11 protein-coding genes and 4 tRNA genes are annotated in these 13192 nt (G+C 46.1%); 4 read left to right on the top strand and 11 right to left on the bottom strand.

Features of this window, described 5'->3' with window-relative positions:
- Positions 1-33: 33 nt before the first annotated feature.
- From clpX to ACPXXB_RS04845, 7 genes are all read right to left on the bottom strand, one after another.
- The gene (clpX, locus tag ACPXXB_RS04875) at positions 34-1317 is read right to left on the bottom strand and encodes an ATP-dependent Clp protease ATP-binding subunit ClpX (protein ID WP_423910008.1); all 1284 of its coding nucleotides are present in this window, start codon (positions 1315-1317) and stop codon (positions 34-36) included.
- Positions 1318-1449: 132 nt separating this feature from the next.
- Positions 1450-2073: an ATP-dependent Clp endopeptidase proteolytic subunit ClpP gene (clpP, locus tag ACPXXB_RS04870; protein ID WP_423910973.1), complete on the bottom strand. Its 624-nt coding sequence runs from the start codon at positions 2071-2073 to the stop codon at positions 1450-1452.
- Between the two features lie 100 nt (positions 2074-2173).
- The gene (tig, locus tag ACPXXB_RS04865) at positions 2174-3478 is read right to left on the bottom strand and encodes a trigger factor (RefSeq protein WP_423910005.1); all 1305 of its coding nucleotides are present in this window, start codon (positions 3476-3478) and stop codon (positions 2174-2176) included.
- A gap of 80 nt (positions 3479-3558) precedes the next feature.
- A tRNA-Leu gene (locus ACPXXB_RS04860) sits at positions 3559-3643 on the bottom strand.
- Between the two features lie 87 nt (positions 3644-3730).
- A tRNA-His gene (locus ACPXXB_RS04855) sits at positions 3731-3806 on the bottom strand.
- Positions 3807-3888: 82 nt separating this feature from the next.
- Positions 3889-3965 (bottom strand) — tRNA-Arg (locus tag ACPXXB_RS04850).
- A gap of 33 nt (positions 3966-3998) precedes the next feature.
- Positions 3999-4075: transfer RNA gene (locus ACPXXB_RS04845), tRNA-Pro, on the bottom strand.
- Between the two features lie 441 nt (positions 4076-4516).
- On the opposite strand from ACPXXB_RS04845, the gene htpG reads away from it, so the two are divergent.
- The gene (htpG, locus tag ACPXXB_RS04840) at positions 4517-6565 is read left to right on the top strand and encodes a molecular chaperone HtpG (protein WP_423910003.1); all 2049 of its coding nucleotides are present in this window, start codon (positions 4517-4519) and stop codon (positions 6563-6565) included.
- 22 nt (positions 6566-6587) lie between these two features.
- On the opposite strand, the gene ACPXXB_RS04835 is transcribed toward htpG, so the two are convergent.
- Together ACPXXB_RS04835 and ACPXXB_RS04830 are read right to left on the bottom strand one after the other, a co-directional pair.
- Entirely contained in the window at positions 6588-7586 is a 999-nt protein-coding gene (locus tag ACPXXB_RS04835; RefSeq protein ID WP_423910000.1) for a DMT family transporter, read from the bottom strand.
- Entirely contained in the window at positions 7543-8112 is a 570-nt protein-coding gene (locus ACPXXB_RS04830) for a DNA-3-methyladenine glycosylase I (RefSeq protein WP_423909997.1), read from the bottom strand. The genes ACPXXB_RS04835 and ACPXXB_RS04830 overlap by 44 nt, the downstream gene beginning before the upstream one ends.
- A 139-nt stretch (positions 8113-8251) precedes the next feature.
- On the opposite strand from ACPXXB_RS04830, the gene ACPXXB_RS04825 reads away from it, so the two are divergent.
- The 3 genes from ACPXXB_RS04825 to ACPXXB_RS04815 all read left to right on the top strand — a co-directional run bounded on the left by ACPXXB_RS04825 (position 8252) and on the right by ACPXXB_RS04815 (position 11588).
- Entirely contained in the window at positions 8252-8686 is a 435-nt protein-coding gene (locus ACPXXB_RS04825; RefSeq protein ID WP_423909994.1) for a GFA family protein, read from the top strand.
- A 103-nt stretch (positions 8687-8789) separates the two neighbouring features.
- Entirely contained in the window at positions 8790-10043 is a 1254-nt protein-coding gene (locus ACPXXB_RS04820) for a cation:proton antiporter (protein ID WP_423909990.1), read from the top strand.
- 171 nt (positions 10044-10214) lie between these two features.
- Positions 10215-11588 carry a hypothetical protein gene (locus tag ACPXXB_RS04815; protein WP_423909988.1) on the top strand — a complete coding sequence of 458 codons (1374 nt, stop codon included), beginning with the start codon at positions 10215-10217 and terminating at the stop codon, positions 11586-11588.
- Here ACPXXB_RS04815 and ACPXXB_RS04810 read toward each other — a convergent pair.
- Positions 11569-12312 (bottom strand): glycosyltransferase family 2 protein, encoded by a 744-nt coding sequence (locus ACPXXB_RS04810; protein WP_423909986.1) that lies wholly within the window; start codon positions 12310-12312, stop codon positions 11569-11571. The two genes, ACPXXB_RS04815 and ACPXXB_RS04810, sit on opposite strands and share 20 nt — an antisense overlap.
- A 4-nt stretch (positions 12313-12316) precedes the next feature.
- On the bottom strand, positions 12317-13168 hold the full coding sequence (locus ACPXXB_RS04805) for a DUF547 domain-containing protein (protein WP_423909984.1): 852 nt from the start codon (positions 13166-13168) through the stop codon (positions 12317-12319).
- Positions 13169-13192: the final 24 nt, after the last annotated feature.

Genomic DNA, 13192 nt, shown 5'->3' with positions numbered 1-13192 from the left:
ATCCGGCTTGAGTGGGTTGGTGAAATATCCGGACTAGGTTGAAGCGATAGCCGCGGCTTTTTTATTATTCTCATTTTCGTATATATAAAGCGGTCGCGCACCTTCGGTAATCACTGAAGAGTCAACAACCACTTTTTTAACGCCTTCAATTGATGGCAATTCGTACATTGTTTCAATTAACGCATTTTCCATTATTGAGCGCAACCCTCTTGCACCGGATTTTCGTTGCATCGCTTTTTTGGCGATTTGATGTAGCGCGTCTTCGCGGAATTCCAGTTCCACCCCTTCGAATTTAAATAAAACCTGGTATTGTTTGGTTAATGCATTTTTGGGTTCGATTAGAATTCGAACCAACGATTCTTCTTCCAGCTCATCCAAAGTTGCAATTACCGGCAACCGCCCAACGAATTCCGGTATCAATCCATACTTAACCAGATCTTCCGGCTGCAACTGATTAAGCAATTCACTGGATCGTTCATTCGCGGACTTTTCTTTTATGTCGGCGCCAAAGCCAATTCCAGATTTTTCCGTTCGTTCCTGAATCACTTTTTCAATTCCTGCAAATGCGCCGCCACAAATAAACAGAATATTTCGGGTATCAACTTGCAGAAATTCTTGCTGAGGGTGTTTTCTGCCGCCTTGGGGCGGAATAGATGCGATGGTGCCTTCGATCAACTTCAATAACGCTTGCTGAACGCCTTCTCCAGATACATCCCGAGTGATCGAGATGTTTTCGGCTTTGCGGGAAACCTTATCAATTTCATCGATGTAAACAATCCCGATTTGCGCTTTATCAGTGTCGTAATCGCAAGTTTGGAGAAGTTTCTGAATGATATTCTCAACATCTTCGCCAACATAACCTGCTTCAGTGAGTGTCGTTGCATCGGCGATGGTAAACGGCACATTTAATTGCCTGGCCAAAGTTTCCGCAAGCAGCGTTTTACCGGAACCCGTCGGGCCGATTAACAAAATATTACTTTTGGAGATATCAACTTCGGAACTCGATTCCTCGTTTTCTATGCGCTTATAGTGATTATAAACCGCAACAGACAGCATCTTTTTAGCGTCAGGTTGGCCGATGACATAATCGTTCAGAATAGCGTGGATTTCTTCGGGGATCGGAAAACTGTCTGCGTTTTCCCGAGTGGCAATTTCACCAGTGGTTTCTTCACGAATGATCTCATTGCATAGATCCACGCATTCATCACAAACGAACACCGAGGGACCCGCAATGAGCTTCCTGACTTCGTGCTGACTTTTGCCGCAAAAAGAGCAGTACAGCAGCTTGTCGCTTTTACTTGAGGGATGGTTTGTCATAAATAGCCCGTAATATATTTATGTCGCAAAATTCAGTCGCAAGATTGCAGGTTTTAGTGGATATTTGCAACCGCTATTATGCCCTGCCACAAAAATATATTTGCGAATATATTTGCTGCTCTTCTTTTTTCGTCATGCTCTTTTCATCAAAATCGAATCAATTATGCCGTATTCCTCAGCATCACTGGAACTCATAAAATTATCGCGATCGGTGTCCGCTTTGATTGTTTCCATGGACTGACCGGTATGGTCGGATAATATCTGATTAAGTCTTTTCCTCATTCTTAATATCTCTTTGGCGTGAATTTCAATATCAGAAGCCTGCCCCTGGGATTCTCCCATCGGTTGATGAATCATAATTCTGGAATGAGGCAATGCATGCCGTTTTTCTTTTTGACCACCCGCTAAAATCACGGCTCCCATACTTGCCGCCTGCCCGATACAAACCGTACTGATGTCCGGTCGAATAAACTGCATGGTGTCGTAAATCGCCAAGCCGGAAGAAACCACGCCGCCTGGACTATTAATATAAAGCGAAATATCTTTTTCAGGATTCTCTGATTCAAGAAACAACATTTGCGCCACGATCAAATTAGCCATATGGTCATCAACCGGCCCAACCAGAAACACCACGCGCTCTTTCAGCAATCGGGAATAAATATCATATGCCCGCTCACCCCGCCCGGTGGATTCAACCACCATGGGCACTAAGCCTATATTCGTTGTCCTATCAGTAGTTGTGCCAGAGGAGTGCATATTTTCGAAATCCTGAAGTCTAGTATTCATAAATTTTAACCTGATAATGATTCATCGCACTTTTGAATTTTGCCCGTGTCTATATTAAATAATGCAACAGTTAATCAATCGGCTGCGGATTCATAAAAGTTTTAAAGGGTATTTTTTGTTCCTTAACAGTGGCTGTTTCTAACATACGGGCAATAACCTGGTCTTCAAGAACAACTGCCTCAATAGTTTTTAATCGTTCCGGGTCCGCATAGTGCCACTTAACATACTCTTCTCCACTTTCGTAATTGGCCGACATTTCAACAATTCTGGCACGTATTGCCTGTGCGTCAACCTCAATTTTGGATTTTTCGATGACTTCCCTTGCAATCAATCCCAGCGCAACTCTTTTTTTCGCTTGCTCCGCATAATGATTTCGGTCGATTTTATCCGTAGGCAAGCCCTGAGCGATTAATTGTTCGGTAACCGCTTTAACCGAGCGTTCAATTTCCTCCTCCACTAAAGCCTTGGGAGATTCAATATCATTTGCAGCATACAGCTCATTCATGACCTTATCCCGCATTACTGCACGCATACGAGAATCCAGCCCGCGCCGAAGGCTGATGCCTATTTCTTGTTTCATTTTCTCAATACCACCGTCCTTAATGCCTAGCGATTTGGCGAAATCATCGTCCAGAGCAGACAGTTCAGGCTTCTCGACTACTTTAACCGTAACCGTAAATTCAACATCTTTCCCGGCAACCTCAGTGTCGCCGTAATTTTCAGGAAAAGTGAAAGCGATGGTTTTAGTTTCGCCTGCTTTTAATCCAACTAATCCAGCATCAAGTTGCGCCAACATTTGCCCCGCACCGAGGATAAACACAAAATCATCAGCACTACCGTTTTCAAACACCTCTCCATCAATTTTACCTTCAAAATCAATCGTTAATCGGTCTTCTTTCTCTGATTTTTCGTTCTTGGTGACAAAATTGGCGTTGCGTTTTCGGATATCTTCAAGGGTTTGCATGATGTCCTCGTCAGTGACTGCAACCATCGGTTTTTCTATGGTTTTACCTTCCAGCGTGGGCGATGGAATTTTTGGAAACACTTCCACTGTGGCCACAAACTGAAATTCTTTTCCGGATTCGTAGGGTGTTGGGTCAATGGACACCAAACCTGCCGGAATGATTTTTTCCTGACCCAAAGCATCCCTATAACTGGCGTTGATTGTTTCGTTGATGACTTCATTGGTGACTTGAGGCGCGTACCGTTTTTTGATTACATTTTGCGGCGCTTTGCCTGGTCGAAATCCTGGCACACGCGCATTTTTAGCAACGTCTAACAATCTTTTTGCTATTTCTGAATCAATCTTTTCAGAAGGCACTGAAATGGAAAGCTTGCGTTCTATGGCGCCTGACTCTTCAACGGAAACTTGCATTAACAGATCAACCTCTAAATTAATTGCAATCAGCCCAATAGTATATTGGACAATAATTGCATAGTTGCATGCCTAAAATATGGTGCGAAAGGAGAGACTCGAACTCTCACGGGTTACCCCACTGGAACCTAAATCCAGCGCGTCTGCCAATTCCGCCACTCTCGCAAAAACGTTTGCCACTCTCTAAATCCTATCCGCCCTGAACACCTGCCCAACAAGCCATGTCTGAACGAGCCAGTGAATCAATGGATCTGGGGTGAACGATGGGACTCGAACCCACGACGACCGGAATCACAATCCGGGGCTCTACCAACTGAGCTACGCTCACCATACCGCTTCATCCGACACCTCGATTTTATACGAGATCGCTGGCATCATTACACCTCACCCAATTACACCTCACCATCAAATGGCGCGCCCGACAGGACTCGAACCTGTAACCTACGGCTTAGAAGGCCGTTGCTCTATCCGGTTGAGCTACGGGCGCAACGGATGAGCTTGATTATTATAAGCAAAAAACTGGTCGGGGTAGAGAGATTCGAACTCCCGACATCCTGCTCCCAAAGCAGGCGCGCTACCAGGCTGCGCTATACCCCGAAATTGACCAAATCCCGCCGTATAAACACTATCAAACACCATCCTGACGATCAACCCGGTCAAGGGTGCGGAATATACGAACAATATCCCCTCAGGTCAATGATTCTGGCCATAGCTCGGCTTTGGCATCCTGCGTCGCTCTACCTCCCCCGTCCCTGGGGTCGTCGGCTTTGGCATCTTCGGCAATTGCTCCTGCAGGTGATGAACAGGAAGTTCAAATGTCGCGATGGCAGGATGCCAATGAGCGACCTCTAATAAACCACGTCCATGTAGCGATGCGTCGCTCTCGACTTCTGTTCCAGACCCAGTTCTACCTCCCGCCTCCATGCAGTGGTTCGGATTTGAAAGGCGAAATGGGAAAAATTCGAGTTACCCTTGAAAGCATTGGCCAAGACCCCATTTCAAGCCCCAATACTATTAACATTGAAACCACTTGCGAACATGACTGAACAAAACAAGAGCAAACCCTCACCCAAGAAGAAAAACAACCAAAAATCCACACAAAAACCTACAGTGGAAACCCACGCTTTCCAAACCGAAGTGCAGCAATTGCTGCAATTAATGATTCATTCTCTGTACAGTAATAAGGAAGTATTTCTGCGGGAAATTATTTCAAACGCTTCGGACGCCTGCGATAGACTGAGATTTCAGTCGTTAACCGACAAAAAATTGCTGGAAGACGACTGCATGGATGCAGGAGGTAGAGCGACGCAGGAAGCCAAAGCCGACGATGAAGCGCTTGGAATTTGGATCAATCTGGACGCCAACAAACATAGCGTTACAATTCGTGATAATGGAATCGGCATGACCCACGATGAAGTAATCCAGGATATTGGCACCATTGCCCGATCCGGAACCAAAGCATTCCTCGAAAAAATGAGCAAGGACAAACCTGGCGACAATAACTTCATCGGCCAGTTTGGTGTTGGCTTCTACTCGTGTTTTCTGGTTGCACAAGAAGTTACCTTGTTGACTCGTAAAGCAGGAACACCGGCAGGTGAAGGGGTCAAATGGGTGTCGGATGGCAGTGGTGAATACACCGTGGAAACCGTTGAGCGACCCGAACGCGGCACTGAAATTATTATTTCCTTGAATAAGGATTCCAAAGAATATGCTGAAAGGTATCGAGTAAAAAGCGTCATCGCGAAATACTCTGACCATATTTCCTTACCCATTCAGATGTTAAAAGAAGCAGAAATGGACGACCGCATGGATGCAGGAGGTAGCGCGACGCAGGAAGCCAAAGCCGATAAAGATGGCAAACCCAAAAAAGATCAGCCGATAGAGTGGCAGACCATTAACAAAGGCTCGGCGCTTTGGTCACGAGCCAAAAAAGACATCAGCGAAGAAGATCACAATTTGTTTTATAAGGCTTTGACCTACGATCCTGAACCACCGGCGTTAACCATACACAATCGCGTGGAAGGCAAGATGGAATATATCTCGCTGTTTTATATTCCGGCCAAAGCGCCGTTCGATTTATGGGATCGAGAACAACGACATGGCATTAAACTCTATGTCCGACGAATATTTATTGCTGATGACGCCAAAAACTTAATGCCGAACTATTTGCGATTTGCGCGCGGGCTGGTGGACTCCACGGACTTGCCGCTGAATGTTTCCAGAGAGTTTTTGCAGCAGAATCGTGACATTGACAAAATTCGGGTGGCGTCAGTTAAAAAAATTCTGGCTGAATTCAAAAAACTGGCGGCTAACGATGTTGACAAATACAACGCCTTATGGAAAGAGTACGGTCGATCAATCAAAGAAGGCCTGATCGAGGATTTTGAAAATAAAGATACGATTGCCAAGTTGGTTCGATTTTCTTCCACGCATAAAGACAATGAGGCGCAGACCATATCGCTGGATGATTATATAACCCGGATGCCGAAAAAACAAAAAGCGATTTACTATGTGACCGCGGATAGCTACAACGCCGCCAAGTCTTCGCCGCACCTTGAAATTTTTCGTAAGAACGATATCGAAGTGTTATTGCTCTCGGACCCCGTGGACGAATGGGTAGTCGGCCATTTAACCGAATACGAAGAAAAATCATTGAAATCCATCGCCAAAGGCGACCTGGATATGGATGAGCTAAAAGGCAAAGCAAGCAAGGAAGAAAGTAAAAAGAAATCCAAGGCAATGAAGCCATTGGTGGAAAAATTCAAATCGGTTCTGGAGAACAAAGTCAAAGATGTCCGGCTTTCTGATAGATTGGTTGATTCACCAAGTTGTCTGGTCGCGGACGAACATGACCTGGGCAGCAATATGGAACGCATCCTGCAGGCCATTGGGCAAGATGCGCCAAGCGCTAAACCGATTTTGGAAATTAATCCCGAACACGATCTTGTCAAACAAATCGATGTCGATGGCGAGCTTGCCGACGAGTGGGCGAAATTGCTATTCGACCAGGCTGCACTTGCCGAAGGCGCATCGCTTAAAGATCCCAGTGATTTTGTAAAACGGATGAACCGATTGTTGGTTGGGTAAAACGCGAGGCTATTGTTTTTCGCTACTGTTTTCTCGCCATTGTTTTTTCTCTGGGCGTCACCAACGCCATGCCGACCAACAACAAAGCGAACGCGGACCAAACCCAGATAGAATGCGTTTCATCAAATAACACAATTCCCCAAAACACCCCTGCGGTTGTGATGACATAACCGGACAGGCTGGCAAAAACCGCGCCGGCCATTTTCACCAGCAGAAAAAATGTGGCATAAGCCAAGCTGCTGACCACGGCCATGGCCACGATAGACCATTCAATTTTAGTGAATGGGAAATTCAGCGGGACCCAGGCGTCCTGGAGATACAGAATCGGAATCATACCAATGCCAGCCATAATCAAGCCGCCGCTCAGTAGCGCAACCATATCGATATTGTCGGGAATCAAGACTTCCACGTACAGCGTTTCGACGGTGTAAAAAACACAAGCCAACAATGCCAATAACAGCCATTTTGTCATCCCTGGGTTGGGTAGGCTGCTTTCAGGAATCACCAATAACAAAATAGCCGTGAAACCGACAAGTATGCCAATGAAGCGCTTTCGCTGGTAAGCATCGACCCCCAAAACCAGCGACAGCACATAGGTCATCATCGGCACCAGTGTTATCGTAATCGCGAGAATACCGGATGGAACTCGGGAGGCCGCATAAAAATACAATGTGCCGGGGATGATTGAGCCAATCGATCCGATAACGACATAGCGCACCAATGAATCCTTGTCCACGGGCGGCCACACCCTGCGGACAAAACCAATGGCGAGCAGCACCAACCCGCCGCCGCTGGCCAGCCAAAACGCCAAGCCCAGGGGATGGGCGTTTTCAGAAGTCGCAATCCGAGCCAAAGAAAACGTCGTCCCCCACACCGTGCCACAGAACAACATCAAAAAATAGGGATAGATTTTCCGCAGCCAGACTGCCGGCACTCGCAAAGCCATTATGGTTATTATTATGGTTCTTGTTAAAAAATCAGGCGAGTTGATCATGCCGAAAGCACTTGACCAGATGGTCATTGACCAGACCCGTGGCTTGCATAAAGGCGTAGCAAATTGTGCTACCAACAAAGGTGAAGCCACGTTTCTTCAAATCCTTGGTCATGGCATCGGACAATACTGTATTTGCCGGTATCTGCGCTATTTTCTTCCAGTGATTTTGAATCGGTTTGTGCTCCACATAATTCCAGAAGTAGTCATCCAGCGAAATCCCTTGATCTCGCATTTGCAAATAAGCGCGTGCATTTTTTACAAATCCATTGACCTTCAATTTATTTCGCACGATGCCGGGATTGGCGAGCAGAGACGCAATCCTGGCATCGTCATAGCGCGCTATTTTTTCTGCGTCAAAATTATCAAACACTGCACGATAGTTCTCGCGTTTACGCAAAATGGTGATCCAGCTTAACCCTGCCTGAGCGCCTTCCAGACATAGAAACTCAAACAATTTTTGCTCATCATGCAGGGGTTCGCCCCACTCATTGTCATGGTAGCTTTGATAGAGTTCATCGTCGCCACACCACCCGCATCTTGTCTTATTCGACATATTCCAATCACCGTATTTTATATTTACGTTAATCCGGTTTATCGCCCAACTCAATAATTTAGAAAGTAATGACGAATAGATTTTAAACCAGTAAACTGTCACAATCTTAACCCAATTCAATTCCATTAATTGGAGTAGTATGATGGGTAAATCAACTTTCGCATCAGGCGGCTGCGCCTGCGGTGCGATCACTTATACAATAACCGGGACACCAAAAACAATGGTTCAGTGCCACTGTCATGACTGTCAAAAAGCCACCGGCACGGGGCATGTTTCCCTGGCATTTTTCGCTAAAGAAGATGTCAACATAAGCGGACCGGCCACAGGTTATACGACCACAACAGATAGCGGCAATCAAAGCTCCCGATACTTTTGCCCAACCTGCGGCAGTCGCGTTTATGGGCTGAATTCAGGGCGCCCCGGAACCATAACATTCCCTGTAGGTTGCATGGATGATCATAGTTGGTTTTCGCCCAATGCCGTGGTTTATACCAAATACAGGAATGATTGGGATATGACCAGAACCGACATTCCAAACTTTGAAGAAATGCCGCCACCCCCGCCCAAATCCTGATGCCTCTCGCTCCAAATCAAATTAAACACTTGGTAAACCAGGTCGATGAATCACTGCTTGCACACAATCTGGCCACCAGGCCGGTAATCCCCAGCGTCAATCCATGGACCTGACAAACCTGATCGCCATTATCCTGACCCTGTCGGCGGTATTTTCCTACATAAATTTTCGCTTCATCGGTCTGCCTACCACCATCGGTGTCATGCTGATTGCGCTGGTCGTTTCATTCGGATTCATCCTGCTGGGTGGATTGGGTATTATGGCCCTCCACCGCTACGCGGAAAAAATATTGTCAGGCATCGACTTCAACAAAGCATTAATGGATGGCATGTTGAGTTTTCTGCTATTTGCTGGTGCGCTGCATGTTAGCGCCAAAGATCTGGCTGAGATGAAATGGACCATCGGCGTATTGGCTACCTTGGGCGTGGTGCTGTCCACTTTTGTGGTTGGGGGCATGATGTTCGTATTGTTAACCGTGCTCGATTTCAACGCACCCTTTATGTATTGCTTGTTATTCGGCGCATTAATTTCACCCACCGATCCCATCGCCGTGATGTCCACATTAAAAAGTGCGGGCATTGCCAAAAGCCTGGAAACCAAAATCGCGGGGGAATCATTGTTCAATGACGGCGTCGGCGTTGTGGTTTTTGTGGTGATTTTGAGTATCGTGCTGCAACCCGAACAGGTATCGGTGGCACAAGTCGCCATCATATTCACCAAAGAGGCCGTGGGCGGCGTAATCTTCGGTCTATTGCTTGGAACCCTTGGATTTTACTTGTTAAAGAGCGTCGACAACTATCAAGTTGAAATTCTAATCACCCTGGCTCTGGTTATGGGGGGTTATACCTTGGCCCACGAAATGCACACTTCAGGGCCCATCGCCGTCGTTATCGCTGGATTATTGATTGGCAATCACGGCCGCACCTATGCCATGTCCAAGATTACCCGGCAACGGCTGGATAACTTCTGGGAGTTGCTGGATGAAATTCTGAACGTGGTTTTGTTCGTCCTGATTGGGCTGGAAGTCTTGGTCTTGCAGCTCAAAGGCGCCTATTTGTTGGCAGGGCTACTGGCGATTCCACTAATCCTGCTGGCTCGATTCATCAGTGTGGGGATACCCATTACGCTGCTCAGGGCGCTTACTTCCTGGACATATAGCGCGCACGTAGTGAAAATACTGGTATGGGGCGGATTGCGCGGCGGCATTTCGGTGGCGCTGGCATTAACCCTGCCCAGCGGTGCCGAGCGCGACATTTTTCTGGTCATGACTTACATCATTGTGATCTTTTCCATTATTGTGCAGGGACTCACTATCGGCAGAGTTGCGAGACACCTTAGCCATGCAGAAAAGATGTAGCCGTTAATCTGTTCAGGCTTTGGATAATCCTACAAATTGAATCGCCCACAAATAGCCGATTAACAAATAGATGAACTGATTTCGATTTCTTGCACTCAGGTATTTCCCGCAGGTATTTCCCGAGCACCATTTGGTTGCAAAAATAAAGACCGAATCACCAAACCAGCCCTTATGAACGCCGTAGGCACAGTCAGTTCGTCCAGGCAACAAGTTTCGATTCTAATAGTTGTAGGATTGATTTGTACACTGGGTTACGGTTATCTGGCGATACGATCGAATAACGATAGCGGAATTGAATTATTCGACTTTTTAGGAAGCTACTGGGCTATTGGGACGCTGGTGCTCGCATACTGGTTGTATCTGCACAACAACAATTTAACCCTGAGCTATGGCGCTGTGGTATTTTGGGCGGTGGTTTTCAGACTGATCGGCATAGTTGGATCACCGATACTGGAAGATGATTTTTATCGCTATCTGCTCGACGGCTGCGTTTTCCTCTCCACCGGATCGCCCTACGGCATTACCCCGGAATCGTTATTTCAAGGTAACTCCCTTTCCAAAGAATGTCAGGCGGCGCTGACTTGGGTCAATAATCCTGATTTACCCACCATTTATGCTCCGTTATTACAATATATTTTCGCTCTTGCCCATATTATTTCGACCGCAAACATCAATCTGTTGCAACTCATTTTAGCGCTATTTGATATTGGCCTGATTTTAATACTGTGCCGTTTCGCTCCAGCTAAAAACGTGCTGCTGTATGCCTGGAACCCATTGATTCTTAAAGAAATCGCATTTACTGCCCACCCTGACATTATCGGGGTATTTTTTCTAATGGCGGCGTTTACAGCCAGACACCAGCAAAAATCAGCACTGGCGGCAGTAATGATTGCCTTAGCCTGCGCCTGCAAAATATTTGCAGTTATCGCGTTGCCTTATTTTCTATACAAACAAAAGTTTCGGTATTGGCTGCTGATCGCCGCCATACTCGTTGTGCTCTATCTGCCTTTTTTACGCCCAAGCCATATGGATATGGGCAATACGGATATGTTGATAGTCGGAATTTTCGCGCAACACTGGCAATTTAATGCAACCGTATTTCAGTTATTCAGAAATTTTCTTCCAGATTTGATCGCCAGGGGGTTTTGTTTGGGAATCTTTGTAACCGGGTGGGGTTATTATTTTTACCGCTACCATTCAGCCCATCCTGCCAATGACCGTCCTTCCAATAATATGTCTCATGACCTTGCCTGGACAATTCCGAGGTTTGACTGGATTTTCGGCGTATTCTTTCTGCTATCGCCTGTGGCAAACCCCTGGTACATAATCTGGCTGCTACCCTTCGCAGTGCTTAGGCCGAGTTACTGGGCCTGGACCTTATCTCTGGTGGTCTCGCTAACCTACGTTACTGGAATAAACCTGATCGAATCCGATCTCAACGCCTATGAAATCGCCGAATGGGCATATGCAATTGAGATCGCTGCTATCAGTGTCGCCTTATTTTACGACTACAGAAAAAAGAACCTTACATTGAACGGGAATTGAATGCTTTATGCGCCCCCTTATGATTGTGCAAGAAAAGCCGAATTATCCAATAAAAAATCTTATATCCCGCCATTATCGACCCTCTTACCGTGCCTGAGATTTTCGATTTTCCGATTCTTTGGCGATATCTGACCGGCACTTGCAATACTGACACGCCGAGTATTGATGCCTTTAACTGCATCTCCGTAGTCCATCCGTAATTGGCGTCGGACATCTGTAAGCGCGTCAGTAGTTTCAGGCTAATACATCGCATTGGACCCAGGTCGCTAAACTTGTATCCATGCAACAGATCAATAAAACAGCAGGCCAGCCAATTGCCCCAGCGTTGATGCCACGGTAAATCGGTATGGGACAAATCGGCGTAATTTGAAGCGGTATTTTGCCGACACCCGATTGCGAACCGGTATCGCCCGTCGGCTACGGGTTGAACAACATCAATCAGATCCTCTGGATAATCGCTGTAGTCGCCGTCGATAAACGCTATCAGGTCAGTCTGCCCCACCGATCTGATTCCGGCAAGACAAGCAGCGCCATATCCCTTGTTTTTCTCATACACAACCGTAGCGCCAAATGACCTGGCGATCATATCAGTATTATCGTCAGATCCATTGTCAACCACGATAACATGATCAACAACATCAGGAATATCAGTGATTACTCGGCCAATAGATTCCGATTCGTTTAACGCTGGAATGATTACAGTGATGTGTTTGTCAGCAATCATGCCCTTACTTATTCAACGATGGCTCATTCAACGATGACTCATTCAACGACCAATCATATCGGAATTTATCAATCGACTGCCGGCCTTGCAAATAGTCCTGCAAATATCCTTTCAGGTCGGAGTCAACAAAACGGATTAAATACATGATGATTTGATGATCGTTATCACCAAAATCCTCGGCATACCAATCGAAAATACTCGATACGATTAATTGGCCGTTGTTGAATGATACGCCCCGTGGATGACTTATATATTGCTCGGCCCCCAAATCAAGCAATGCTTCCAGATTTTCGCGGGTGTAAGCCTGTGCCTGGAGATTAGGACAACCCATTGACGCACAATTCACCGCATAATGGATTCGATTGTCCTTAAAAATTGGCCGAAGAATTTGATGTTCAATGTTGTCCAGACTCAAATCTATTCCTTCTACATAAACCAGCTTTTGGCGCCACGGCCCCAGGGAGAATAAGCCATAAGAAATTTCCTGAATGCTTTCCAACGGATAGTTTTCCACTATGATCTGAACGACTAGAGCGTTGTATAAATTAATCCAATAAGCAAATTGTTCTTTTCGTTCCAGCTCGGTTACTGCAATTGTTTGTAGATATTCGATATAGTTTTTAAGCTTATTTTTATCCGCTGAGGTCACCGAACTGTATGCGAAAAGATTTATCCCTTGTTCGGTGAAAATATGGCGTTTTAGCAACTCATCCCAAGCAGTATGCTCAACTTCAACAGGGCTGCCTGGTGAAAATTTCCGCCAATGCGCGGTGATTTCCGATTCTGGCAATAAAGTAAACCCGAATGTACTGGCAAAAACCAACAACCCGACCACAAGGACAACTAATTTTTTCATGCTGACTGATTTCTATTCAAAATA

It is taken from the genome of Candidatus Spongiihabitans sp. (assembly GCF_965237845.1).
In the GTDB taxonomy this organism is placed as follows: Bacteria; Pseudomonadota; Gammaproteobacteria; order Arenicellales; family Poriferihabitantaceae; genus Spongiihabitans.
Note: the sequence above shows the minus strand (reverse complement) of the source record. Positions and strands in the feature narration are given on the sequence as shown.